The 25,361-nt window shown below is 70.6% G+C and carries 25 protein-coding genes; 24 read left to right on the top strand and 1 reads right to left on the bottom strand.

The genetic code is table 11. From position 1 onward, the window contains the following. Nucleotides 1–144: 144 nt before the first annotated feature. The 15 genes from ACZ6JS_RS13770 (at nt 145) to nusB (ending at nt 13,618) form a co-directional block, all read left to right on the top strand. The gene (locus tag ACZ6JS_RS13770; protein WP_469297801.1) at nt 145–612 is read left to right on the top strand and encodes a DUF948 domain-containing protein; all 468 of its coding nucleotides are present in this window, start codon (nt 145–147) and stop codon (nt 610–612) included. Nucleotides 613–620: 8 nt separating this feature from the next. Beyond that, nucleotides 621–965, top strand: a complete 345-nt coding sequence (locus ACZ6JS_RS13765) for a DUF6167 family protein (protein WP_060178506.1) — start codon at nt 621–623, stop codon at nt 963–965. Further along, nucleotides 965–3,634 (top strand): alanine--tRNA ligase, encoded by a 2,670-nt coding sequence (alaS, locus tag ACZ6JS_RS13760; RefSeq protein ID WP_469297800.1) that lies wholly within the window; start codon nt 965–967, stop codon nt 3,632–3,634. Before ACZ6JS_RS13765 ends, alaS begins: the two co-directional genes overlap by 1 nt. A gap of 2 nt (nt 3,635–3,636) precedes the next feature. Further along, the gene (ruvX, locus tag ACZ6JS_RS13755; protein ID WP_469297799.1) at nt 3,637–4,107 is read left to right on the top strand and encodes a Holliday junction resolvase RuvX; all 471 of its coding nucleotides are present in this window, start codon (nt 3,637–3,639) and stop codon (nt 4,105–4,107) included. Between the two features lie 129 nt (nt 4,108–4,236). Further along, nucleotides 4,237–5,979, top strand: a complete 1,743-nt coding sequence (gene mltG / locus ACZ6JS_RS13750; RefSeq protein ID WP_469297798.1) for an endolytic transglycosylase MltG — start codon at nt 4,237–4,239, stop codon at nt 5,977–5,979. A gap of 6 nt (nt 5,980–5,985) precedes the next feature. Beyond that, nucleotides 5,986–6,813 carry a shikimate dehydrogenase gene (locus tag ACZ6JS_RS13745; protein ID WP_469297797.1) on the top strand — a complete coding sequence of 276 codons (828 nt, stop codon included), beginning with the start codon at nt 5,986–5,988 and terminating at the stop codon, nt 6,811–6,813. Nucleotides 6,814–6,925: 112 nt separating this feature from the next. Next, complete coding sequence (locus ACZ6JS_RS13740; RefSeq protein WP_469297796.1) at nt 6,926–7,117, top strand: hypothetical protein; 192 nt, start codon at nt 6,926–6,928, stop codon at nt 7,115–7,117. Between the two features lie 131 nt (nt 7,118–7,248). Then, the gene (aroC, locus tag ACZ6JS_RS13735) at nt 7,249–8,433 is read left to right on the top strand and encodes a chorismate synthase (RefSeq protein ID WP_469297795.1); all 1,185 of its coding nucleotides are present in this window, start codon (nt 7,249–7,251) and stop codon (nt 8,431–8,433) included. Continuing rightward, the gene (locus tag ACZ6JS_RS13730; protein WP_030841569.1) at nt 8,430–8,948 is read left to right on the top strand and encodes a shikimate kinase; all 519 of its coding nucleotides are present in this window, start codon (nt 8,430–8,432) and stop codon (nt 8,946–8,948) included. Before aroC ends, ACZ6JS_RS13730 begins: the two co-directional genes overlap by 4 nt. Beyond that, nucleotides 8,945–10,036: a 3-dehydroquinate synthase gene (aroB, locus tag ACZ6JS_RS13725; protein ID WP_469297794.1), complete on the top strand. Its 1,092-nt coding sequence runs from the start codon at nt 8,945–8,947 to the stop codon at nt 10,034–10,036. Before ACZ6JS_RS13730 ends, aroB begins: the two co-directional genes overlap by 4 nt. Further along, complete coding sequence (aroQ, locus tag ACZ6JS_RS13720; protein ID WP_469297793.1) at nt 10,033–10,473, top strand: type II 3-dehydroquinate dehydratase; 441 nt, start codon at nt 10,033–10,035, stop codon at nt 10,471–10,473. Before aroB ends, aroQ begins: the two co-directional genes overlap by 4 nt. Before the next feature lie 92 nt (nt 10,474–10,565). Beyond that, nucleotides 10,566–11,351 carry an AAA family ATPase gene (locus ACZ6JS_RS13715; RefSeq protein ID WP_469297792.1) on the top strand — a complete coding sequence of 262 codons (786 nt, stop codon included), beginning with the start codon at nt 10,566–10,568 and terminating at the stop codon, nt 11,349–11,351. 97 nt (nt 11,352–11,448) lie between these two features. Then, complete coding sequence (locus ACZ6JS_RS13710) at nt 11,449–12,555, top strand: aminopeptidase P family protein (RefSeq protein WP_469297791.1); 1,107 nt, start codon at nt 11,449–11,451, stop codon at nt 12,553–12,555. Nucleotides 12,556–12,614: 59 nt separating this feature from the next. Continuing rightward, nucleotides 12,615–13,181, top strand: coding sequence for an elongation factor P (efp, locus tag ACZ6JS_RS13705; RefSeq protein ID WP_469297790.1), 567 nt, complete (start codon nt 12,615–12,617; stop codon nt 13,179–13,181). Nucleotides 13,182–13,183: 2 nt separating this feature from the next. Beyond that, complete coding sequence (gene nusB, locus ACZ6JS_RS13700) at nt 13,184–13,618, top strand: transcription antitermination factor NusB (protein WP_030965741.1); 435 nt, start codon at nt 13,184–13,186, stop codon at nt 13,616–13,618. Nucleotides 13,619–13,822: 204 nt separating this feature from the next. Here the strand turns inward: nusB and bldD are convergent, their stop codons facing one another. Further along, complete coding sequence (gene bldD, locus ACZ6JS_RS13695) at nt 13,823–14,323, bottom strand: transcriptional regulator BldD (RefSeq protein WP_030026184.1); 501 nt, start codon at nt 14,321–14,323, stop codon at nt 13,823–13,825. A gap of 287 nt (nt 14,324–14,610) precedes the next feature. Here bldD and pyrR point away from each other — a divergent pair, with 287 nt between their 5' ends. The 9 genes from pyrR to ACZ6JS_RS13650 all read left to right on the top strand — a co-directional run bounded on the left by pyrR (nt 14,611) and on the right by ACZ6JS_RS13650 (nt 25,306). Next, a complete protein-coding gene (gene pyrR / locus ACZ6JS_RS13690) occupies nt 14,611–15,186 on the top strand; it encodes a bifunctional pyr operon transcriptional regulator/uracil phosphoribosyltransferase PyrR (protein WP_469297789.1) in 576 nt (191 codons plus the stop codon). A gap of 129 nt (nt 15,187–15,315) precedes the next feature. Beyond that, nucleotides 15,316–16,311 (top strand): aspartate carbamoyltransferase catalytic subunit, encoded by a 996-nt coding sequence (locus ACZ6JS_RS13685; RefSeq protein WP_469297788.1) that lies wholly within the window; start codon nt 15,316–15,318, stop codon nt 16,309–16,311. A gap of 2 nt (nt 16,312–16,313) precedes the next feature. Continuing rightward, the gene (locus ACZ6JS_RS13680; protein WP_469297787.1) at nt 16,314–17,600 is read left to right on the top strand and encodes a dihydroorotase; all 1,287 of its coding nucleotides are present in this window, start codon (nt 16,314–16,316) and stop codon (nt 17,598–17,600) included. Beyond that, nucleotides 17,597–18,178: a PH-like domain-containing protein gene (locus ACZ6JS_RS13675; RefSeq protein ID WP_469297786.1), complete on the top strand. Its 582-nt coding sequence runs from the start codon at nt 17,597–17,599 to the stop codon at nt 18,176–18,178. The genes ACZ6JS_RS13680 and ACZ6JS_RS13675 overlap by 4 nt, the downstream gene beginning before the upstream one ends. After that, nucleotides 18,175–19,323: a glutamine-hydrolyzing carbamoyl-phosphate synthase small subunit gene (carA, locus tag ACZ6JS_RS13670; RefSeq protein ID WP_469297785.1), complete on the top strand. Its 1,149-nt coding sequence runs from the start codon at nt 18,175–18,177 to the stop codon at nt 19,321–19,323. Before ACZ6JS_RS13675 ends, carA begins: the two co-directional genes overlap by 4 nt. Beyond that, the gene (gene carB / locus ACZ6JS_RS13665; RefSeq protein WP_469297784.1) at nt 19,316–22,624 is read left to right on the top strand and encodes a carbamoyl-phosphate synthase large subunit; all 3,309 of its coding nucleotides are present in this window, start codon (nt 19,316–19,318) and stop codon (nt 22,622–22,624) included. The genes carA and carB overlap by 8 nt, the downstream gene beginning before the upstream one ends. An 87-nt stretch (nt 22,625–22,711) precedes the next feature. Beyond that, the gene (locus tag ACZ6JS_RS13660; RefSeq protein WP_469297783.1) at nt 22,712–23,821 is read left to right on the top strand and encodes a quinone-dependent dihydroorotate dehydrogenase; all 1,110 of its coding nucleotides are present in this window, start codon (nt 22,712–22,714) and stop codon (nt 23,819–23,821) included. Continuing rightward, nucleotides 23,818–24,657 (top strand): orotidine-5'-phosphate decarboxylase, encoded by an 840-nt coding sequence (pyrF, locus tag ACZ6JS_RS13655; RefSeq protein WP_469297782.1) that lies wholly within the window; start codon nt 23,818–23,820, stop codon nt 24,655–24,657. The genes ACZ6JS_RS13660 and pyrF overlap by 4 nt, the downstream gene beginning before the upstream one ends. A gap of 325 nt (nt 24,658–24,982) precedes the next feature. After that, nucleotides 24,983–25,306, top strand: coding sequence for an integration host factor (locus tag ACZ6JS_RS13650; RefSeq protein WP_030008746.1), 324 nt, complete (start codon nt 24,983–24,985; stop codon nt 25,304–25,306). Nucleotides 25,307–25,361 lie beyond the last annotated feature (55 nt).

Genomic DNA, 25,361 nt, shown 5'->3' with positions numbered 1-25,361 from the left:
GGTCCGGATGCACTGCGTCCAAGACGGGTGCCCCCGACCCCGAATTCGGGTAGGGCCGGGGATCCCCGGCGCGATAGGGTCGGAGGACCATTTGTAGGAATCGCTGCCACCGGCGGTTCGGGTAGAGACAGAGAGCGGTGTGACGTGTCCGGTGTAGAGGTGGCCGGGATCATCGTGGCCGTCTTCTGGGCCATCCTGATCTCCTTCCTCGCCGTCGCCCTGGTGCGGCTGGCGCAGGTGCTCAGGGCGACCACCAAGCTGGTGTCCGAGGTGACCGACCAGGCCGTACCGCTCCTGGCGGACGCTTCCAGCACCGTCCGCTCCGCGCGAACCCAGCTCGACCGGGTCGACGCCATCGCGAGCGACGTCCAGGAGGTCACCTCCAACGCCTCCGCCCTGTCCTCCACCGTGGCCACCGCCTTCGGCGGACCGCTCGTGAAGGTCGCGGCCTTCGGCTACGGCGTCCGCAAGGCGCTGGGCAAGGGGGATGCCGGGACATCGGGCGGCGAGCCGCCCAAGGCCTCCCGCCGTGCACGACGTGACGGCGGTGGCCGTACTGTGATCGTTGGCCGAACGGTGCCGGCCGCCCGGCGCCGGAAGCAGAAGGACTGAGACCGCCGATGTTCCGCCGAGCCTTCTGGTTCACAGCCGGCGCAGCCGCCGGCGTGTGGGCCACCACCAAGGTCAACCGCCAGCTCAAGAAGCTGACGCCGGAGAGCCTCGCGGCCCAGGCCGCCGACAAGGCCGTGGAGGCGGGCCACCGCCTCAAGGACTTCGCCCTCGACGTCAAAGCGGGAATGACGCAGCGCGAGGACGAGCTGAACGATGCACTGGGTCTCCACCAGGACCCCGACCGGCCCGACAACGTCACCGCCCTCCCCGGGCCGCGGCGGCTGCGGGCCATCGAGAACCACCAGATCGACAACCGACCAAAGCTTTCGTACAACCGGAATGAGGACCACTGATGGAGTCGGCTGAAATCCGCCGCCGCTGGCTGAGCTTCTTCGAGGAGCGCGGTCACGCCGTTGTCCCTTCGGCGTCGCTCATCGCGGACGACCCGACTCTGCTGCTCGTGCCCGCGGGCATGGTGCCGTTCAAGCCCTACTTCCTGGGTGAGACCAAGCCGCCGGCCCCGACGCTCACCAGCGTCCAGAAGTGCGTTCGCACGCCGGACATCGAAGAGGTCGGCAAGACCACCCGCCACGGCACGTTCTTCCAGATGTGCGGCAACTTCTCCTTCGGTGACTACTTCAAGGAAGGCGCCATCAAGTACGCCTGGGAGCTGCTCACCAGCTCCGTGGCGGACGGCGGCTACGGCCTGGAGCCGGAGAAGCTCTGGATCACCGTCTACCTCGACGACGACGAGGCCGAGCAGATCTGGCGCGACAAGATCGGCGTCCCGGCCGAGCGCATCCAGCGCCTGGGCAAGAAGGACAACTTCTGGTCCATGGGCGTCCCGGGCCCCTGCGGCCCGTGCTCCGAGATCAACTACGACCGCGGCCCCGAGTTCGGCGTCGAGGGCGGCCCGGCCGTCAACGACGAGCGCTACGTGGAGATCTGGAATCTGGTCTTCATGCAGTACGAGCGCGGCGCCGGCGACGGGAAGGAAGACTTCCCCATCCTCGGCGACCTGCCGTCGAAGAACATCGACACCGGTCTCGGCCTCGAGCGCCTCGCGATGATCCTGCAGGGCGTGCAGAACATGTACGAGACCGACACCCTGCGCGTCGTCATGGACAAGGCCACCCAGCTGACCGGCGTGCAGTACGGCGCCGCCCAGAACACGGACGTCTCGCTGCGCGTGGTCGCCGACCACATCCGCACCTCGACCATGCTCATCGGCGACGGGGTCACCCCCGGCAACGAGGGCCGCGGCTACGTGCTGCGCCGCATCATGCGCCGCGCCATCCGCAACATGCGCCTCATGGGCGCCACGGGTCCGGTCGTCCAGGATCTGATCAACGTCGTGATCGAGACGATGGGCCTGCAGTACCCGGAACTCATCACCGACCGCAAGCGCATCGAGACCGTCGCCCTCGCCGAAGAGGCCGCCTTCCTGAAGGCCATCAAGGGCGGCACCAACATCCTCGACACCGCCGTGACCGAGACCAAGGCCGCCGGCGGCACGGTCCTCTCCGGCGACAAGGCGTTCCTGCTCCACGACACCTGGGGCTTCCCGATCGACCTCACCCTGGAGATGGCCGCCGAGCAGGGCCTCTCCGTGGACGAGCCCGGCTTCCGCCGCCTGATGCAGGAGCAGCGCGACCGCGCCAAGGCCGACGCCAAGGCCAAGAAGACCGGCCACGCGGACATGTCCGCCTACCGGGAGATCGCCGACGGCTCCGGCGCCACCGAGTTCACCGGCTACGCCACCACGCAGGGCGAGTCCACCATCGTCGGCCTGCTGGTCAACGGCGTCTCGGCGCCCGCCGCCTCCGAGGGCGACGAGGTCGAGGTCGTCCTCGACCGCACCCCCTTCTACGCCGAGGGCGGCGGCCAGCTCGCCGACCAGGGCCGGATCAGGCTCGACACCGGCGCGGTCATCGAGGTCCGCGACGTCCAGCAGCCGGTCCCGGGCGTCTCCGTGCACAAGGGATCCGTCCAGGTGGGCGAGGTGACGGTGGGCGCCTCCGCGTACGCCGCCATCGATGTCAGGCGCCGCCGGGCCATCGCCCGGGCCCACTCGGCCACGCACCTGACCCACCAGGCGCTGCGCGACGCGCTCGGCCCGACCGCCGCCCAGGCCGGTTCGGAGAACAGCCCCGGCCGCTTCCGCTTCGACTTCGGCTCCCCGAACGCCGTTCCCGGCTCGGTCCTGACCGACGTCGAGCAGAAGATCAACGACGTGCTCTCGCGCGAGCTCGAAGTGACCGCCGAGATCATGAGCATCGACGAGGCGAAGAAGCAGGGCGCGATCGCCGAGTTCGGCGAGAAGTACGGCGAGCGGGTCCGCGTCGTGACCATCGGCGACTTCTCCAAGGAGCTGTGCGGCGGCACGCACGTCGGCAACACCGCCCAGCTGGGTCTGGTGAAGCTGCTCGGCGAGTCCTCCATCGGCTCGGGCGTGCGCCGTGTCGAGGCCCTCGTCGGCGTCGACGCGTACAACTTCCTCGCCAAGGAGCACACGGTCGTCGCCCAGCTCCAGGAGCTGGTCAAGGGCCGTCCGGAGGAGCTGCCGGAGAAGATCGCCTCCATGCTCGGCAAGCTGAAGGACGCCGAGAAGGAGATCGAGAAGTTCCGCGCGGAGAAGGTCCTCCAGGCCGCCGCCGGGCTCGCCCGGAACGCCCAGGACATCAAGGGCGTCGCCCTCGTCGTCGGCCAGGTGGCGGACGGCATCAGCGCCGACGACCTGCGCAAGCTGGTCCTCGACGTCCGCGGCCGCATCCAGGGCGACCGCCCGGCCGTCGTGGCCCTCTTCACCGTGGCCAACGACCGCCCGCTGACCGTGATCGCCACCAACGATGCCGCCCGCGAGCGCGGTCTCAAGGCCGGCGACCTGGTCCGTACGGCCGCCAAGACCCTCGGCGGCGGCGGTGGCGGCAAGCCGGACGTCGCCCAGGGCGGCGGCCAGAACCCGGCCGCGATCCCGGAGGCCATCAGCGCCGTCGAGCGCCTCGTCGTCGAGACGGTCTGACGATGACTCTGCGCCGCGGCCGCCGACTGGCCATCGACGTCGGGGACGCCCGGATCGGGGTCGCGTCCTGCGACCCCGATGGGGTCTTGGCCACACCGGTGGAAACCGTTCCGGGCCGGGACATCCCCTTCGCCCACCGGCGGCTGCGGCAGCTCGTCGAGGAGTACGAGCCCCTCGAGGTCGTGGTCGGCCTCCCCCGCTCGCTCAGCGGGCGGGAGGGGCCGGCCGCGGCCAAGGTGCGCGCCTTCGCCGGCGAACTCGCCAAGGGCATCAGACCGGTGACGGTCCGTCTGGTGGACGAGCGGATGACCACGGTCACTGCCGCCCAGGGGCTGCGGGCCTCCGGCAGGAACGCGAAGAAGGGCAGGTCGGTCATCGACCAGGCCGCCGCTGTGGTGATCCTTCAGAACGCTCTTGAGACCGAACGGGTATCAGGTAATCCGCCTGGCGAGTGCGTCGAAGTGGTTGTCTGATCGCGATACGGTAACGTTCCGCGCGATGAGACGGCATTCGAACAGCCGTCGCCCACCGTCAAAGAGGCGGAACCGGGTGCCACGGACGACGGAGTCCGCGGTCCCGCGTCTCGCGGCTCTAGGGGACCGATGACTGAGTATGGCCGGGGCCGTGGCCCCGAACCCTGGCACCCTGAGGACCCCCTGTACGGGGACCAGGGGTGGACCGGGCACCAGACCCAGCAGGGCCAGGTGCCGTACGCGGGTGCCCCGCAGCAGGAGTACCAGCAGGAGCCCCAGTACCAGCAGCAGCACCCCCAGCAGCCGCAGTACCAGGAGTACCAGCAGTACCCCGAGTATCAGCAGCAGCAGTACGCGCAGCAGCAGTACGCCCAGCAGCAGCAGCCGCAGCAGGGGTACGCCCCGCAGCCGGCCCAGCAGCAGTACCCGCAGCAGCAGTACGCGCAGCAGCCGGGCCGGCCCCAGCAGCCGGTGTACGACAGTCAGGGCTGGGACACCGGCCAGGGCCAGTACACCGCCGCGGTGCAGACCGACCCGTACGCCGGAGCGAACTACGCCCAGCAGCCCGCGGCCGGCTACCCGGGAGAGACCCCGGACCTCTACAGCACGGACGAGGCCTTCCCGCCGCCGCAGCCCCCCGGCCGGCGCCACCTGGAGCCTGAGCCGGTCGAGCAGGACGAGGCACCCGAGGCGGACCTCCCCGTCGGCGGTACCGGCGATGACGACGGTGACGGCGACGAGCCGTCGGGCCGCCGCGGCGGCCGCTCGAAGGGCGGCAAGCCCAAGCAGCGCAGCGGCATGGCCTGCCTGATCGCGGCCGTGGTCATCCTAGGCGTGGTCGGCGGTGGCGGCTACTACGGCTACAGCTACATCAAGGCCCGGTTCGCCCCCGCCGAGGACTTCGCCGGCGAGGGCGTCGGGGAAGTGGTCGACGTCGAGATCCCCAAGGGTGCGGGCCTGGGCCAGATGGGCCGCATCCTCAAGGAAGCGGGCGTCGTCGCCAGCGCCCAGGCGTTCGTCGACGCGGCGAACGCCAACCCCAAGGGCAAGTCCATCCAGCCCGGCGTCTACCCGATGAACAAGAAGATGTCGGCTGCGGCCGCCGTCGCGCTGATGATCGACCCGACCAAGCTCAACGTGATCACCGTCACCGAGGGCATGCGCAACGCCAAGGTGTACGAGGCGATCGACAAGAAGCTGGGCAAGCCGGAGGGCACCACCAAGGAGATCGCCCTGCGCGACGCCAAGAACCTGGGGCTGCCGGCCTGGGCCGGGAACAACCCCAAGCTCATGGACCCGCTCGAGGGCTTCCTGTTCCCGACGCGCTACGACCTCAGCAAGGACAGCACCCCCGAGTCGCTGCTCAAGCAGATGGTCAAGAACGCCTCCGACAAGTACTCGGAGCTCGGCATCGAGACGAAGGCCAAGGAGCTGGGACTGGAGAACCCCCTCCAGGTCGTCACGATCGCCAGCCTCGTCAACGCAGAGGGCAAGAACCACGACGACTTCCGCAAGATGTCCGAGGTCGTATACAACCGCATGAAGAAGACCAACGACGTCACGAACCAGAAGATCGAGTTCGACTCGACGTACAACTACGCCAAGAACCAGAGCGAGATCAACTTCAACCTCAAGGAAGCCCAGGCGTTCAACAACCCGTACAACACCCACTTCATCAAGGGCCTGCCGGTCGGCCCGATCGGGAACCCGGGCATGGACGCGCTCACCGCTACGCTCAACCCGGACCACGGCGGCTGGATGTTCTTCGTGTCGGTCGACGGCAACACGACGACCTTCACCAAGACCTACGACGAGCACCTCAAGCTCGTCGCCGAGTTCCAGGAACGGCAGAAGCAGAAGAACGGCGGGTAGCACGACATGACACGGATACGGGCCGCGGTGCTGGGTTCGCCCATCGAGCACTCGCTCTCACCGGTGCTGCACCGTGCCGCATACGAGGAGCTCGGCCTCGACGACTGGTCGTACGACCGCTTCGAGATCGACGAGGCCGCGCTCCCTGCGTTCGTCTCCGGGCTGGGCCCCGAGTGGGCCGGGCTGTCCCTGACCATGCCGCTCAAGCGGGCGGTCATCCCGCTGCTGGACGGCGTCAGCGACACGGCGGCGTCCGTCGAGGCGGTCAACACGGTCGTCCTCACCGAGGACGGCCGGCGTCTGGGCGACAACACCGACATCCCGGGGATCGTCGCCGCGCTGCACGAGCGCGGCGTCGAGAAGGTGTCCTCGGCCGCCATTCTCGGCGCCGGGGCCACCGCCTCCTCGGCGCTGGCGGCGCTCTCGCGGATCTGCACCGGCGAGGTCACGGCGTACGTCCGCTCGTCGGCGCGCGCCGACGAGATGCGCCAGTGGGGCGAGCGGCTCGGTGTAGCCGTCCGCACGGCCGACTGGTCCGAGGCGGCCGGTGCGCTGGAGGCACCCCTGGTCGTCGCGACCACCCCGGCCGGAGCCACCGACGAACTGGCCGCGGCGGTACCGGACGCCCCGGGCACCCTCTTCGACGTCCTCTACGACCCCTGGCCCACGGCCCTCGCCGCCGCCTGGTCGCAGCGCGGAGGCAATCTCCTGGGCGGTCTGGACCTGCTGGTGCACCAGGCGGTCCTGCAGGTCGAGCAGATGACCGGCCGCTCCCCGGCGCCGCTCGAGGTGATGCGGCGGGCGGGCCTGGCGGCCCTTTCCGGCGCCCACTGAGGCTCCGGAGCCGGGGGCGGTCCACCCCTCGAATGATCTTGGCGAGATTTGGTCAACTGGTCGGTAATGTTGCCCGTTACCCTGTTCACCTGCACTTTTACAGGGGGTTGGGATGGACGGGACCGAGGCGGACCAGGCACTCGCATCGAAGTGGGATGTCCCTCTGGCGCTGTTCGGCATGATCAGGGTGGCCTCCGGCGACCTGCCGGTCTGGGCCAAGGCCGTCGTCTTCGGACTCGTAGGTTCCGTCGGCGTGTGGACGGCGGTCACCTGGCTCCGCGGGCGCCGCAGCCGGGTCGGCTGACCACCGGGGCGTCCGATAGCTGGACCGGGGCCCGTGAAACAGCGCCGGACGTGGGAGGATTCGGGTGGCGGGTCCGGGCCGCGCACCCGATCGCGCCGTTGCAGTACCAGGCGCGAGCATGAGGAGCATCGTTGAGCAGGTTGCGTTGGCTGACCGCAGGAGAGTCGCACGGACCGGCACTGGTCGCGACGCTGGAGGGTCTTCCCGCCGGCGTCCCGGTCACCACCGACCTGGTGGCCGATCACCTGGCCCGGCGCCGACTCGGCTATGGCCGCGGTGCCCGCATGAAGTTCGAGCAGGACGAGATCACCTTCCTCGGCGGCGTCCGCCACGGGCTGTCCCAGGGCGGCCCGGTCGCGGTCATGATCGGCAACACCGAGTGGCCCAAGTGGGAGACCGTCATGTCGGCCGACCCGGTCGACCCCTCGCTGCTCAAGGACACCGGCCGCAACGCGCCGCTGACCCGTCCGCGCCCCGGTCACGCCGACCTCGCCGGCATGCAGAAGTACGGCTTCGACGAGGCCCGGCCGATCCTGGAGCGCGCCAGCGCCCGTGAGACCGCCGCCCGCGTCGCCCTCGGCGCCGTCGCCCGCTCCTTCATCAAGGAGGTCGCGGGCATCGAGATCGTCTCCCACGTGGTGGAGCTGGCCGCGGCCAAGGCTCCCTACGGCGTCTACCCGACCCCCGCCGACGTCGAGAAGCTCGACGCCGACCCGGTGCGCTGCCTCGACGCCGACGCGTCGAAGGCGATGGTCGCGGAGATCGACCAGGCCCACAAGGACGGCGACACCCTCGGCGGCGTCGTCGAGGTCCTCGCCTACGGCGTCCCGGTCGGCCTCGGCTCGCACGTCCACTGGGACCGCCGGCTCGACGCCCGCCTCGCCGGCGCGCTCATGGGCATCCAGGCCATCAAGGGCGTCGAGGTCGGCGACGGCTTCGGGCTCGCCCGCGTGCCCGGCTCGAAGGCGCACGACGAGATCGTCTCCACCCCCGAGGGCATCAAGCGCACCTCCGGCCGCTCCGGCGGCACCGAGGGCGGCCTGACCACCGGCGAACTGCTGCGCGTCCGCGCCGCGATGAAGCCCATCGCGACCGTCCCGCGCGCCCTCGCCACCGTCGACGTGGCCACCGGCGAGGCGGCCGTGGCCCACCACCAGCGCTCCGACGTGTGCGCCGTGCCCGCCGCCGGCATCGTCGCCGAGGCGATGGTCGCCCTTGTGCTGGCCGACGCCGTCCTGGAGAAGTTCGGCGGCGACTCGGTCCCCGAGACCCGCCGCAACGTCCAGGCCTACCTCGACAACCTGCAGATCCGGTGACGGGCGGACCGCTCGTCGTCCTCGTCGGACCCATGGGCTCCGGCAAGTCCACGGTGGGGGCACTGCTCGCCGAGCGGCTCGGCGTCCCCTACCGGGACACCGACGCGGACATCGTCACGGCCCAGGGCCGGCCGATCTCCGACATCTTCGTCGACGAGGGCGAGCCGTACTTCCGTGAGCTGGAGCGGCAGGCCGTGGCGGCCGCCGTCTCCGAGCACACCGGGGTCCTCGCCCTCGGCGGCGGCGCCGTCCTCGACGAGGGCACCCGCGAGCTGCTGACCGGCCTGCCCGTCGCCTATCTCTCGATGGACGTCGAGGAAGCCGTGCGGCGCGTGGGCCTGGGCGCCGCACGCCCGCTGCTCGCCGTCAACCCGCGCCGCCAGTGGCGCGAGCTGATGGAGGCCAGACGCCCCCTCTACACCGAAGTCGCGCGCGTCGTCGTGGCCACCGACGACCGCACCCCCGAAGAGGTCGCCCAGGCGGTCCTCGACGCTCTGGAGTTGAAAGACGTATGACAGACCAGGTGACGCGGATCCACGTCGGCGCAAGCGCAGGCCATGACCCGTACGACGTGCTGGTCGGGCGGCAGCTGCTCGGCGAGCTCGGCTCCCTGATCGGTACGAAGGCCCAGCGGGTCGCCGTGATCCACCCCGAGGCCCTCGCCTCGACCGGTGAGGCGCTGCGCGACGACCTCGCCGACCAGGGCTACGAGGCGATCGCCATCCAGGTGCCGAACGCCGAAGAGGCCAAGACGGTCGAGGTCGCCGCGTACTGCTGGAAGGCGCTGGGCCAGTCCGGCTTCACCCGCACCGACGTCATCGTCGGCGTCGGCGGCGGAGCCACCACCGACCTCGCGGGCTTCGTCGCGGCCAGCTGGCTGCGCGGCGTGCGCTGGGTCGCCGTACCGACCACCGTCCTGGCGATGGTGGACGCGGCCGTCGGCGGCAAGACAGGCATCAACACCGCCGAGGGCAAGAACCTCGTGGGCGCCTTCCACCCGCCGGCCGGCGTGCTCTGCGACCTGGCGGCGCTGGAGTCGTTGCCGGTCAACGACTACGTCAGCGGCCTCGCCGAGATCATCAAGGCCGGATTCATCTCCGACCCGGTGATCCTCGACCTGATCGAGGAGGACCCGCAGGCGGCCCGTACGCCCGCAGGCCCGCACACCGCCGAGCTGATCGTGCGCTCCATCCAGGTCAAGGCCGACGTCGTCTCCAGCGACCTCAAGGAGTCGGGACTGCGGGAGATCCTCAACTACGGCCACACCCTCGCGCACGCCATCGAGAAGAACGAGCGCTACAAGTGGCGGCACGGCGCGGCCGTGTCGGTCGGCATGGTCTTCGCCGCCGAACTCGGCCGGCTCGCCGGCCGCCTCGACGACGCGACCGCCGACCGGCACAAGGCGGTCCTCGCCTCCGTGGGACTGCCGCTGACCTACCGCGGCGACCAGTGGCCCAAGCTGCTCCAGACCATGCAGGTCGACAAGAAGTCCCGCGGCAACCTGCTGCGCTTCATCGTCCTCGACGGGCTGGGCAAGCCGACCGTCCTGGAGGGCCCCGACCCGGCGCACCTGATCGCCGCCTACGGCGAGGTGTCGGCGTGAGCCGGCGCGTGCTCGTGCTGAACGGCCCGAACCTGGGCCGGCTCGGCTCGCGCGAGCCCGACGTCTACGGGGCCACCTCGTACGCGGGGCTGGTGGACAGCTGCCGCTCGCTGGGCGAGGAGCTCGGCTTCGACGTCGAGGTCCGCGAGACCAACGACGAGGGTGAGATCATCCGCTGGCTGCACGAGGCGGCGGACGGGAAGATCCCCGTGGTGATCAACCCGGGGGCCTTCACCCACTACTCGTACGGCATGCGGGACGCGGCCGCGCAGCGCACCGCGCCGCTGATCGAGGTGCACATCTCCAACCCGTACGCCCGTGAGGAGTTCCGGCACACCTCGGTCGTCGCGGCCGTGGCGACCGGGACCGTGGCGGGCTTCGGGATCGGCTCCTACCGGCTGGCGCTGCGTGCGCTGGCGGACGAGGTCGACTCCTGACACACCCGCCCGGCGGCCTGGTGGACGGCCGGGCCTCCGCGGTCATATAACGTTCTCGCATCAGTCGCAGGAACGAGACGGAGTGGCAGCGGATGCACCAAGGAGTGGGTGGCGGCGGCTGGGGGCAGCCGGGGCAGCGTCCTGCGGCGCCCCCGCAGCCGCCCATACCCCCGGCGCAGGGCTGGCCGGGTTCGCACCCGCCCCCGCCGCCTTCCCAGCAGCAGGCCCCGTCCCAGCACCAGGCGCCGCCGGCACACGTGGCGCCCGTCCCGGAGGCCACCGGGCACATCCCGCTGCCGCCCGCGGTGGCGGGAACCGGCGGCGCCGTGCTCGCCGTACTGCTGATCGGGCCGGCCGGCGCCGGGAAGACCACCGTGGCCCGGCACTGGGCCGGCACCCGGCCCGTGCCGACCGCCCACATCAGCCTGGACGACGTGCGCGAATGGGTCTGCTCCGGCTTCGCCGACCCGCAGGCCGGCTGGAACGAGCACTCCGAGGCGCAGTACCGGCTCGCCCGCCGGACCTGCGGCTTCGCGGCCCGCAACTACCTGGCCAACGGGATCTCCTGCATCCTCGACGACGCCGTCTTCCCCGACCGGCCCGTGGTGGGCCTGGGCGGCTGGAAGCGGCACGTGGGCCCGGCACTGCTGCCGGTCGTGCTGCTGCCCGGCCTTGAGATCGTCCTGGAGCGCAACGCCGAGCGCTCCGGCAACCGCCGGCTCTCCGACGAGGAGGTCGCCCGCATCCACGGCCGGATGGCCGGCTGGTACGGCTCCGGGCTGCCGATCATCGACAATTCCCACCTCGACGTCGAGGGCACCGCCCGCGCCCTCGACGAGGCCCTGGCCAGGGCCATGCCGGCGCCCAGCGGCTGGTGACCGCGCGGCGGGGAGGCCGGTCCGCGCGTGCCGTACCGCGCCCCGTCCGGACGCGCTCGCCGGGCCGGATCCGCGGGGCGCTCGTACGCTCGAAGACATGTCAGACGTGTACGCCGCCCGTCGGGGCCTGCTTCGCGACCGATGCGCCGCCGCGGGGAACGCCGCCGCGCTGATCACGCGTCCGGCGAACGTCCGCTATCTCTCCGGGGCGTCACCGCTCGGCGCCGTACTCCTCGTCGGCCCGACCGAGGACGCGATGTTCTGCGTCGGCGCCCCCACCGGCGAGGCCGACGAGGGCCGCCTCGACGAACACCTCCGCGTCACCGTGCTGGCCGCCCGCGGCGGGGACCCCGCCGTCGCGGCGGCCGACGCCGCCTCCTCCGTGCGCGCCGACTCGCTCGCCGTGGAGGAGCACCACCTCACCGTCGCCCGACACCGGGCCCTGCGCTCCGTCGCGCCCAAGCTGCGCCTCGCCGACCTCGGCACTGCCGTGGAGCAGCAGCGCCTGGTCAAGGACGAGGGGGAGATCGCCTGCCTGCGGATCGCGGCCGAGATCGCCGACCAGGCGTTGGGCGAGCTGCTGGAATCCATCCTCGTCGGGCGCACCGAACGCCACCTCGCCCTGGAGTTGGAGCGGCGCCTCGTCGACCACGGTGCGGACGGACCCGCCTTCCCGACCTCCGTCGGCACCGGCCCGCACTCCGGGCGCTCCCGGCACCGGCCCTCCGACCGCAGGGTGGAGGAGGGGGACTTCCTCTCGGTCTGCCTGGGCGCCAACTACCGCGGCTACCGGTGCGAGATCGGCCGGACCTTCGTCATCGGCACCACCCCCGCCGACTGGCAGATCGAGCTCTACGACTGCGTCTTCACCGCCCAGCGGGCCGGCCGCGAGGCGCTGCTGCCGGGTGCCGCCTACCGGGAGGTGGACCACGCGGCCCGGTCCGTACTGGACTCCGCCGGGCACTCGGAGGCCCTCGCTCCGTGGACGGGACACGGCGTCGGCCTCGAAATCGACGAGGACCCGCAGCTTGCACCTACGGCAATGGGTAAACTGGACGCTTGCGTGCCGGTCACCGTCGAACCGGGGGTTCACCTCCCCGGCCGGGGAGGTGTCCGGATCGATGACACGCTCGTCGTACGCCCCGAGGCGGACGGCGGTCCCGAGCTACTCACCATTACGACCAAGGAGCTGCTCGCGCTCTAGCCCGCACTGCCGGGTGGTGCGCGCACCCGTGGTCTTCCAGTGCAGGAGATTCCGCAACCGTGGCTTCCACGAACGACCTCAAGAACGGCATGGTGCTGAAGCTCGACGGGGGCCAGCTCTGGTCCGTCGTCGAGTTCCAGCACGTCAAGCCCGGCAAGGGCCCCGCCTTCGTGCGCACCAAGCTCAAGCACGTGCTCTCCGGCAAGGTCGTCGACAAGACGTTCAACGCCGGCACCAAGGTCGAGACGGCCACCATCGACCGCCGCGACATGCAGTTCTCGTACATGGACGGCGAGTACTTCGTCTTCATGGACATGCAGACCTACGACCAGCTGATGGTCGACAAGAAGGCCGTCGGCGACGCCGCCAACTTCCTCATCGAGGGCTTCACCGCCTCCGTGGCCCAGCACGAGGGCGAGGTGCTCTACGTCGAGCTCCCGGCCGCCGTCGAGCTGACCATCGAGCACACCGACCCGGGCGTCCAGGGCGACCGCTCCACCGGCGGCACCAAGCCGGCGAAGCTGGAGACCGGCCACGAGATCCAGGTCCCGCTCTTCGTCAACACGGGCGAGAAGGTCAAGGTCGACACCCGCACCAGCGACTACCTCGGCCGGGTGAACAGCTAACCGTGGCTGCCCGGAGCAACGCGCGCAAGCGCGCCTTCCAGATCCTTTTCGAGGCCGACCAGCGCGGGGTGTCCGTCCGCGAGGTCCTCGCGGACTGGATCCGCCACGCGCGCTCGGACGACCGGCAGCCGCCGGTCAGCGCCTTCACGATGGATCTCGTCGAGGGTTACGCCGACAAGGTGAACCGCATCGACGACCTGATCGTCACCTACGCCGTGGACTGGGACCTCGACCGCATGCCGGCCGCGGACCGGAACATCGTGCGGCTCGGTGCCTACGAGCTGATCTGGGTGGACGACACCCCGGACGCCGTGGCCATCGACGAGGCCGTCCAGCTGGCCAAGGAGTTCTCGACGGACGAGTCCCCCTCGTTCGTGAACGGGCTGCTGGCCCGTTTCAAGGACCTGAAGCCGAGCCTGCGGCGCAGCGAGAGCTGACCGCACGCCGCCCCACAGCAGAACCGGCACCGCCGTACGGAAGGGCCCGCAGCACACGCGCTGCGGGCCCTTCCGTTGTCGCCGCCCCGGCTCCCACCCCCGCCCCCGATGTGGGGGAGAGGGGTGAAAAAACCGGTGGCGGCCGGACCCCCGCAAGGGTCCGGCCGCCACCGGTAACGTTTCTGCTGGTGTGCGGCCTGAGGATCAGACGTCCTCGTGGGCCACCGCGCGACGGGCGTCCGCGTCCAGCACGCCCCAGCTGATGAGCTGCTCGGTCAGGACCGAGGGCGACTGGTCGTAGATGACGGCCAGGGTGCGCAGGTCGTCCTGGCGGATCGACAGCACCTTGCCGTTGTAGTCCCCGCGCTGGCTCTGGATCGTCGCCGCGTAACGCTGCAGCGGGCCGGCCTTCTCGGCGGGGACGCCCGCCAGGCGCTCCAGGTCGAGGCGCAGCTTCGGCGGCGGCTCGGCCGCTCCGCCGGGAGTGGTGCCCGGCAGCAGTTCCTGCACCGGCACCCCGTAGAAGTCCGCCAGTTCGGCAAGGCGCTGGACGGTCACGGCGCGGTCCCCGCGCTCGTACGACCCGACCACCACGGCCTTCCAACGGCCCTGCGACTTCTCCTCGACACCGTGGAGGGAAAGGCCCTGCTGGGTGCGGATGGCGCGGAGCTTGGCCCCGAGCTGTTTGGCGTATTCGCTGGACATAACGCTCCCGGACGCTGTGACGCTGTGACTGCATGGACACTGCGACTACATAACTACGTGCGGCTCCGCCGCGCGGCTGGTAACTCACTGTGAGGTTACGCAGCGTTACTTGGGTGCGTCAAGCCGAATGGTCTTCATCCCCCCTCGAGGGCGGGGCCGGCAGCCCCGTGAGCGCCCCCGCGCCACCCCCGGGTGCCGGCCCACCGTCGGCGCCCTGGTACCGTGGGAGACGTACATCAGACGTCCTTTAAGGTCCGTCCCGTGAGGCGGAGAAGGAGGTCCTTTTCATGGACGCCCCGCAGAATCCCGATTCCGCGCGCTCCGTACTGGAGGCGCAGGACATCGCCCGGGTCCTGACCCGCATTGCCCACGAGATCGTCGAACGCGCCAAGGGCGCCGACGACGTGGTGCTCCTCGGCATCCCCACCCGTGGTGTCTACCTGGCCCGCCGACTGGCCGCCAAGCTCGAAGAGATCACCGGCACGAAGATCCCGGTCGGCTCCCTCGACATCACCATGTACCGCGACGACCTGCGGATGAAGCCCGCCCGCGCGATCGGCCGCACCGAGATCCCCGGCGACGACCTCGACGGACGCCTCGTCGTCCTTGTCGACGACGTCCTCTTCTCCGGCCGCACCATCCGCGCCGCGCTCGACGCACTCGGCGACCTCGGCCGCCCCCGCGCCGTGCAGCTCGCCGTCCTCGTCGACCGCGGCCACCGCGAACTGCCGATCCGTGCCGACTACGTCGGCAAGAACCTCCCCACGTCGCTGCGGGAGACCGTCAAGGTCCAGCTCCAGGAGGAGGACGGCCGTGACGCCGTGCTGCTCGGCCAGCGGACCGCCCAGGCAGCAGGGCAGTAGCCCACCACGACGACGGACCCCCGCGGGGTCCGCGCCGGGCCCTGCCCTGCCCGCTCGCACCCCTGCACGCCAGTCCGCTGCACGTCAGTCCGCCTGCACCCTGCCCTCCCGACCTACGGAGCCATCCAGATGAAGCGCCACCTCATCTCGGCCGCCGATCTCACGCGCGACGACGCCGTCCTGATCCTCGACACCGCCGAGGAGATGGCCCGCGTCGCGGACCGGCCGATCAAGAAGCTGCCCACTCTGCGCGGCCTCACCGTCGTCAACCTCTTCTTCGAGGACTCGACCCGCACCCGGATCTCCTTCGAGGCGGCCGCCAAGCGGCTCTCCGCCGACGTCATCAACTTCTCCGCCAAGGGTTCCTCGGTTTCCAAGGGCGAATCCCTGAAGGACACCGCACTGACCCTCGAGGCGATGGGCGCAGACGCCGTCGTCATCCGCCACCACGCCTCCGGCGCCCCCTACCGCCTCGCGACCTCCGGCTGGATCGACTCCGCCGTCGTCAACGCCGGCGACGGCACCCACGAGCACCCCACCCAGGCCCTGCTGGACGCCTTCACCATGCGCCGCCGCCTCGTCGGCCGCGACGCCGGCCTCGGCAAGGACCTCTCCGGCCGCCGGATCACCATCGTCGGCGACGTCCTGCACAGCCGGGTGGCCCGCTCCAACGTCCACCTGCTGCACACCCTCGGCGCCGAGGTCACCCTGGTGGCCCCGCCCACCCTGGTCCCGATCGGCGTCGAGACCTGGCCGTGCGAGGTCTCCTACAGCCTCGACGACGTGCTGCCGAAGTCCGATGCGGTGATGATGCTGCGTGTGCAGCGCGAACGCATGAACGCCGCCTTCTTCCCGACCGAGCGCGAGTACTCCCGCCGGTACGGCCTCGACGGCGACCGCATGGCCAGGATGCCCGAGCACGCCATCGTGATGCACCCCGGCCCGATGAACCGCGGCATGGAGATCACCGCCCAGGTCGCCGACTCCGACCGCTGCACGGCCGTCGAGCAGGTCGCCAACGGCGTCTCCACCCGGATGGCCGTCCTCTACCTGCTGCTCGGAGGTTCCGAGCCCGCCGTCACGACCACCCCCGCCGCCCCCGCCCGTACCGAGGAGAGCAAGTAACCATGAGCAAGATCCTTATCCGTGGCGCGAAGGTACTCGGCGGCGAGGCGCAGGACGTACTGATCGACGGCGAGACCATCGCCGAGGTCGGCCAGGACCTGTCCGCCGAGGGCGCGACCGTCATCGAGGCCGAGGGCCAGGTCCTCCTCCCGGGCCTCGTCGACCTGCACACCCACCTGCGCGAGCCCGGCCGCGAGGACTCCGAGACCGTCCTGACCGGCACCCGCGCGGCCGCCTCCGGCGGCTACACCGCCGTCTTCGCCATGGCGAACACCTTCCCCGTCGCCGACACGGCCGGCGTGGTCGAGCAGGTCTGGCGCCTGGGCAAGGAGTCCGGCTACTGCGACGTGCAGCCCATCGGCGCCGTCACCGTCGGCCTGGAGGGCAAGCAGCTCTCCGAGCTGGGCGCCATGCACGAGTCCGCCGCCCGCGTCACCGTCTTCTCCGACGACGGCAAGTGCGTCGACGACGCCGTGATCATGCGCCGCGCCCTGGAGTACGTGAAGGCCTTCGGCGGCGTCGTCGCCCAGCACGCTCAGGAGCCCCGCCTCACCGAGGGCGCCCAGATGAACGAGGGCGTCGTCTCCGCCGAACTCGGCCTCGGCGGCTGGCCCGCCGTCGCCGAGGAGTCGATCATCGCCCGCGACGTCCTCCTCGCCGAGCACGTGGGCTCCCGCGTCCACATCTGCCACCTCTCCACCGCCGGCTCCGTCGAGATCGTCCGCTGGGCCAAGTCCCGCGGCATCGACGTCACCGCCGAGGTCACCCCCCACCACCTCCTCCTCACCGACGAGCTCGTCCGCTCGTACAACGCGGTCTACAAGGTCAACCCGCCGCTGCGCACCGAGCGCGACGTCATGGCCCTGCGCGAGGCCCTGGCCGACGGCACCATCGACATCGTCGCCACCGACCACGCCCCGCACCCGCACGAGGACAAGGACTGCGAGTGGGCCGCCGCCGCCATGGGCATGGTCGGCCTGGAGACCGCGCTCTCCGTCGTCCAGCAGACGATGGTGGAGACCGGACTCCTCGACTGGGCCGGCGTCGCCGAGCGCATGAGCTTCGCCCCGGCCCGCATCGGCAGTCTCGAGAACCACGGCCGCCCCGTCTCGGCAGGTGAACCCGCGAACCTGACCTTGGTCGATACCTCGTACCGTGGTGTCGTGGACCCCGCACACTTCGCCTCCCGCAGCCGCAACACGCCTTACGAGGGCCGTGAGCTGCCGGGGCGCGTCACTCATACCTTCCTGCGGGGCCGGGCAACGGTCGTGGACGGGAAACTGGCGTGACACCTGCAGTGATCCAACTGGCCGCCGAGGCCGCCGAACGACAGTCGGCGGAGGTGACCGACGTAGGCGCCCGTATCGCATGGGTGATCGGTCTGGTCGTCTTCATCGCGTTCGTGTACTGGCTGATGCGGCAGGGCTGGAAATGGCGAGGGGCCCTGCAGAACGATCTGCCCGAGCTCCCCGCCGCCCCCGACGGCCTCCCCGAGCACCGGCTGGCACTCACCGGCCGGTACCACGGGTCCACCACCGCCGGGCAGTGGCTCGACCGGATCGTCGCCCACGGCCTGGGCGTCCGCAGCCGGGTCGAGCTCACCCTCACCGACGCGGGCCTCGACGTGGTCCGACCGGGTGCAGGCGACTTCTTCGTACCGGCCGCGCAGCTGCGCGGCGCCCGCCTCGACAAGGGAATCGCGGGCAAGGTACTCACCGAGGGCGGTCTGCTCGTCGTCACATGGGCGCACGGCGACAAGCTGATCGACTCCGGATTCCGCTCCGACCGCGCGGCCGAACACGCCGCATGGGTCGAAGCGATCAACCTCATGAACTCATCCATCACGACGGAAGGCGCCGAACGATGACGACCTCCACCAGGGGAGCAGCCAAAGCTCCCGCCGTACTCGTCCTGGAGGACGGCCGCATCTTCCGCGGCCGCGCCTACGGCGCAGTGGGGGAGACCTTCGGCGAGGCCGTGTTCTCCACCGGCATGACCGGATACCAGGAGACCCTCACCGACCCGTCGTACCACCGGCAGGTCGTCGTCATGACCGCCCCCCACGTGGGCAACACCGGCGTCAACGACGAGGACCCCGAGTCCTCCCGCATCTGGGTCTCCGGCTACGTCGTGCGCGACCCCGCACGGGTCCCCTCCAACTGGCGCTCCCGGCGCACGCTGGACGAGGAGCTCGTCAAGCAGGGCGTCGTCGGCATCTCCGGCGTCGACACCCGCGCCCTGACCCGCCACCTGCGCGAGCGCGGCGCCATGCGCGTCGGCATCTTTTCCGGCGAGGCCTGGGTCGGCATCCGCGACGAGGCCCTGCTGGCCAAGGTCCGCTCCCAGCCCGAGATGAAGGGCGCGAACCTCTCCGCCGAGGTCGCCACCAAGGAGACGTACGTCGTCCCCGCAATCGGCGAGAAGCGCTTCACCGTCGCCGCCGTCGACCTCGGCATCAAGGGCATGACCCCGCACCGCATGGCCGAGCGAGGCATCGAGGTCCACGTGCTGCCCGCCACCGCCACCGTCGAGGACGTCTACGCCGTCAACCCCGACGGCGTGTTCTTCTCCAACGGCCCGGGCGACCCGGCCACCGCCGACGGTCCCGTCGCCGTCATGCAGGGCGTCCTGGAGCGCAGAACCCCGCTCTTCGGCATCTGCTTCGGCAACCAGATCCTCGGGCGCGCCCTCGGCTTCGGCACCTACAAGCTGAAGTACGGCCACCGCGGCATCAACCAGCCGGTCCAGGACCGCACCACCGGCAAGGTCGAGGTCACCGCGCACAACCACGGCTTCGCCGTCGACGCGCCCCTCGACAAGGTCTCCGAGACCCCCTACGGCCGCGCCGAGGTCTCCCACGTCTGCCTGAACGACCAGGTCGTCGAAGGCCTCCAGCTGCTCGACCAGCCGGCCTTCTCCGTCCAGTACCACCCCGAAGCGGCCGCCGGCCCGCACGACGCCGCGTACCTCTTCGACCGCTTCGTATCCCTGATGGAGGCCGAGCGTGCCTAAGCGCACCGATATCCAGTCCGTCCTGGTCATCGGCTCCGGCCCGATCGTCATCGGACAGGCCGCAGAGTTCGACTACTCCGGCACCCAGGCCTGCCGCGTCCTCAAGGCCGAGGGCCTGCGCGTCATCCTGGTCAACTCCAACCCCGCGACGATCATGACCGACCCGGAGATCGCCGACGCCACGTACGTCGAGCCGATCACCCCCGAGTTCGTCGAGAAGATCATCGCGAAGGAGCGCCCCGACGCGCTGCTCCCCACCCTCGGCGGCCAGACCGCACTGAACACCGCCATCTCCATGCACGAGCAGGGTGTGCTGGAGAAGTACGGCGTCGAGCTCATCGGCGCCAACGTCGAGGCCATCAACAAGGGCGAGGACCGCGACCTCTTCAAGGGCGTCGTCGAGGCCGTCAAGGCCAAGATCGGCTACGGCGAGTCCGCCCGCTCGGTCATCTGCCACTCGATGGACGACGTGCTCAAGGGCGTCGAAACCCTCGGCGGCTACCCCGTCGTCGTCCGCCCCTCCTTCACCATGGGCGGCGCCGGCTCCGGCTTCGCCCACGACGAGGACGAGCTGCGCCGTATCGCCGGCCAGGGCCTCACGCTCTCCCCGACCACCGAGGTGCTCCTGGAGGAGTCCATCCTCGGCTGGAAGGAGTACGAGCTGGAGCTGATGCGCGACACCAAGGACAACGTGGTCGTCGTCTGCTCCATCGAGAACTTCGACCCGATGGGCGTCCACACGGGCGACTCGATCACCGTCGCCCCGGCCATGACGCTCACCGACCGCGAGTACCAGCGGCTGCGCGACATCGGCATCGCGATCATCCGCGAGGTCGGCGTCGACACCGGCGGCTGCAACATCCAGTTCGCGATCGACCCGGTCGACGGCCGCGTCATCGTCATCGAGATGAACCCCCGCGTCTCGCGCTCCTCGGCGCTCGCGTCGAAGGCCACCGGCTTCCCGATCGCCAAGATCGCCGCCAAGCTGGCCATCGGCTACACGCTCGACGAGGTCCCCAACGACATCACCGAGAAGACCCCGGCCTCCTTCGAGCCGACCCTCGACTACGTCGTCGTCAAGGCCCCGCGCTTCGCCTTCGAGAAGTTCCCGCTCGCCGACGCCACGCTCACCACGACCATGAAGTCGGTCGGCGAGGCCATGGCCATCGGCCGCAACTTCACCGAGGCCCTCCAGAAGGCCCTGCGCTCCCTGGAGAAGAAGGGCTCGCAGTTCACCTTCGTCGGCGAGCCCGGTGACAAGGACGAGCTCCTCGCCACCGCGGTACGCCCCACCGACGGCCGCATCAACACCGTCATGCAGGCCATCCGCGCCGGCGCCACCCAGGAAGAGGTCTTCGAGTCCACGAAGATCGACCCCTGGTTCGTCGACCAGCTCTTCCTGATCAAGGAGATCGCCGACGATCTCGCCGGCGCCGAGAAGCTCGAGCCCGAGCTGCTCGCCGAGGCCAAGCGCCACGGCTTCTCCGACGCCCAGATCGCCGAGATCCGCGGCCTGCGCGAGGACGTCGTGCGCGAGGTCCGCCACGCCCTCGGCGTCCGCCCGGTCTACAAGACGGTCGACACCTGCGCCGCCGAGTTCGCCGCGAAGACCCCGTACTTCTACTCCTCGTACGACGAGGAGTCCGAGGTCGCCCCGCGCACCAAGCCCGCGGTCATCATCCTGGGCTCCGGCCCCAACCGCATCGGACAGGGCATCGAGTTCGACTACTCCTGCGTCCACGCCTCCTTCGCCCTCAGCGACGCCGGCTACGAGACCGTGATGGTCAACTGCAACCCGGAGACCGTCTCCACCGACTACGACACCTCCGACCGCCTGTACTTCGAGCCGCTGACGCTCGAGGACGTGCTGGAGATCGTCCACGCCGAGTCGCTCGCCGGTCCCATCGCCGGCGTAGTCGTCCAGCTCGGCGGCCAGACCCCCCTGGGCCTCGCCCAGGCCCTCAAGGACAACGGCGTCCCCGTCGTGGGCACCTCGCCCGAGGCCATCCACGCCGCCGAGGACCGAGGCGCCTTCGGCCGGGTCCTCGCCGAGGCCGGCCTGCCCGCCCCCAAGCACGGCACCGCCACCACCTTCGCCGGTGCGAAGGCGATCGCCGACGAGATCGGCTACCCGGTCCTGGTACGCCCGTCCTACGTGCTCGGCGGCCGCGGCATGGAGATCGTCTACGACGAGGCCCGCCTGGAGTCGTACATCGCGGAGTCCACCGAGATCTCCCCGACCCGCCCCGTGCTGGTCGACCGCTTCCTCGACGACGCCATCGAGATCGACGTCGACGCCCTCTACGACGGCAACGAGCTCTACCTCGGCGGCGTCATGGAGCACATCGAGGAAGCCGGCATCCACTCCGGCGACTCGGCCTGCGCCCTGCCCCCGATCACCCTCGGCGGCTACGACATCAAGCGGCTGCGCGCCTCCACCGAGGGCATCGCCAAGGGCGTCGGCGTCCGCGGCCTGATCAACATCCAGTTCGCGATGGCGGGCGACATCCTCTACGTCCTGGAGGCCAACCCGCGCGCCTCCCGGACCGTGCCCTTCACCTCGAAGGCCACCGCCGTCCCGCTCGCGAAGGCCGCCGCCCGCATCTCCCTCGGCGCCACCATCGCCGAGCTGCGTGAAGAGGGCCTCCTCCCGAAGACCGGCGACGGCGGCACCCTGCCGATCGACGCGCCGATCTCGGTCAAGGAAGCCGTCATGCCGTGGTCGCGCTTCCGCGACATCCACGGCCGCGGCGTGGACACCGTCCTCGGCCCGGAGATGCGCTCCACCGGCGAGGTCATGGGCATCGACGCCGTCTTCGGCACCGCCTACGCCAAGTCCCAGGCCGGCGCGTACGGCCCGCTGCCCACCAAGGGCCGCGCGTTCATCTCCGTCGCCAACCGGGACAAGCGCTCGATGATCTTCCCGGCCCGCGAACTCGTCGCCCACGGCTTCGAGCTGATGGCCACCTCCGGCACCGCCGAGGTCCTGCGCCGCAACGGCATCAACGTCACCGTCGTGCGCAAGCTCAGCGAGGGTGAGGGCCCGAACGGCGAGAAGACCATCGTCCAGCTGATCCACGACGGCCAGGTCGACCTGATCGTCAACACGCCGTACGGCACCGGCGGCCGCCTCGACGGCTACGAGATCCGCACGGCAGCCGTGGCCCGCAGCGTCCCGTGCCTGACGACGGTCCAGGCGCTCGCCGCGGCCGTCCAGGGCATCGACGCGCTCAACCGCGGCGACGTGGGCGTCCGCTCCCTCCAGGAGCACGCGGAGCACCTGACCGCGGCCCGCGACTGACACCCGTACAGCCCGGACAGGGAGAGGGGGACACCGGTTTCACGACGGTGTCCCCCTCTTCACGAGCGCAGAGGGATCCTCTCGACGATGTACAAGATCTTCTTCAACCTGGTCTTCAAGCGGATGGACCCGGAAACCGCCCACTACACGGCCTTCCGCTGGATCCGTCTCGCGGCCCGCACCCCCGTGCTGCGCACCTTCGTGGCGGCCGCCCTGGCCCCCCGGTACAAGGAGCTGCGCACCGAGGCCCTCGGCCTGCGCATGCACGGCCCCTTCGGGCTCGCGGCCGGCTTCGACAAGAACGCCGTCGCCATCGACGGCATGTCGATGCTCGGCTTCGACCACATCGAGATCGGCACGGTCACCGCCGAGCCGCAGCCCGGCAATCCGAAGAAGCGGCTCTTCCGGCTCGTGCCGGACCGCGCACTGATCAACCGGATGGGCTTCAACAACGAGGGCTCGGCGGCCGTCGCGGCCCGCCTGGCCGCCCGCGAGGCGGTCTTCCGGACCGTCGTCGGCGTCAACATCGGCAAGACGAAGGTCGTGCCCGAGGAGGAGGCCGTGGGGGACTACGTCACCTCCACCGAGCGCCTCGCCCGCCACGCCGACTACCTCGTCGTGAACGTCTCCTCCCCGAACACCCCTGGCCTGCGCAACCTCCAGGCCACCGAGTCGCTGCGCCCGCTGCTGACGGCCGTGCGCGAGGCAGCGGACCGCACCGTGACCGACCGCCGGGTCCCCCTGCTGGTCAAGATCGCACCCGACCTCGCGGACGAGGACGTCGACGCCGTCGCCGACCTGGCCCTGGAGCTCGGCCTCGACGGCATCATCGCCACGAACACCACCATCGCGCGCGACGGCCTCGGCCTGAAGTCCGACCCTTCCCTGGTCGAGGAGACCGGCGGGCTCTCCGGCGCGCCCGTCAAGCAGCGCTCCCTGGAGGTCCTGCGGCGGCTGTACGCCCGCGTGGGCGACCGCCTGGTGCTGGTGGGGGTCGGCGGCATCGAGAACGCCGAGGACGCCTGGCAGCGGATCCTGGCCGGCGCCACGCTCATCCAGGGCTACAGCGCCTTCATCTACGAGGGCCCCTTCTACGCCCGCGCCATCCACAAGGGCCTGGCCGCGCGCCTGGCCGCCAGCCCGTACGCGACGCTCGCCGACGCGGTGGGCGCCGAGACCCGAAAGGCCGCACAGTGACCCTGACCCCGTTCGGCACCCGCCTGCGCGCCGCCATGGCCTCCCGCGGCCCGCTGTGCGTGGGCATCGACCCGCACGCCGCCCTGCTGGCGCAGTGGGGCCTGCAGGACGACATCGCCGGCCTGGAGCGCTTCTCCCGCACGGTCGTGGAGGCGCTCGCCGAGTCGGTGGCGGTCTTCAAGCCGCAGGCCGCCTTCTTCGAGCGGTTCGGCTCCAAGGGCGTCGCCGTCCTGGAGCAGACCGTCGCGGACGCCCGGGCGGCCGGGACCCTGGTCGTCATGGACGCCAAGCGGGGCGACATCGGCTCGACCATGGCCGCGTACGCCTCGGCCTTCCTCGACCCGGCCTCGCCGCTGTTCTCGGACGCGCTGACGGTGTCCCCGTACCTGGGCTACGGCTCCCTGGCGCCGGCGGTCGACCTGGCGCGCGCGTCGGGCGCCGGCCTGTTCGTCCTGGCCCTGACGTCGAACCCGGAGGGCGCCGAGGTCCAGCGCGCGGTCCGCGAGGACGGCCGGACCATCGGAGCCACGATGCTGGCGCACCTGGCCGCGGAGAACGCCGGCGCCTCCCCCATGGGGTCCTTCGGCGCGGTGGTCGGCGCGACCCTGGGCGATCTGTCCTCCTTCGACCTGGACATCAACGGGCCGCTCCTGGCCCCCGGAATCGGCGCGCAGGGCGCGACGGCGGCGGACCTGCCGGCGGTCTTCGGCAAGGCCGCGCGCAACGTCGTCCCGAACGTCTCGCGCGCCGTCCTGAAGCACGGCCCGGACGTGAGCGCCCTGCGTGACGCGGCCCGCCGTTTCTCCGACGAGATCCGCGAGGCCGTCTCCGCGTAAGGAATGCCGCAACGACCCCTGGGAGACCCCTGTGGGACCCCGCTCCGCATCAGCGCGGAGCGGGGTCTCGCACTTTCTGACGAAATTCGAACGCTCTTCATCGGACAAAACAGGGGTATTTTGTCCGTGATGTACGGTTCAGCAGAGGCTGACCAGGACTTTTCGTTCGTTCTCGCTGACTGGAGCGGTGTTGGCCGCTAGTCTCCGAGCAGAGTGAACGCGCAGCGAACGAGTTCCATCGCTGTTCGGGAGCTCGCCTGGTGTGGTGCCCTTGGGTTCCCCACCGGTCCGTATCCGACAGTTCGACATCCGAGGTGACGTAGGCGTGGCTCTTCCGCCCCTTACCCCTGAACAGCGCGCAGCCGCGCTCGAAAAGGCCGCCGCGGCTCGCCGGGAGCGGGCCGAGGTGAAGAATCGACTCAAGCACTCCGGCGCCTCGCTCCAAGAGGTCATCAAGACGGGCCAGGAGAACGACGTCATCGGCAAGATGAAGGTCTCCGCCCTGCTGGAGTCCCTGCCTGGCGTGGGCAAGGTGCGCGCCAAGCAGATCATGGAGCGTCTCGGCATCTCCGAGTCCCGGCGTGTCCGAGGTCTCGGTTCCAACCAGATCGCCTCTCTGGAGCGCGAGTTCGGCAGCACCGGCGCCTGAAGCGTCGACTGAAGTTCTCCCGGCGTTCTCAGGCAGTCCTGGGAACCTGGATAAT

The sequence above is a fragment of the Streptomyces sp. NPDC046349 genome (assembly GCF_055587885.1).
The sequence above is the reverse complement of the archived record's forward strand: the minus strand, read 5'-3'. Positions and strand labels throughout refer to the sequence as shown.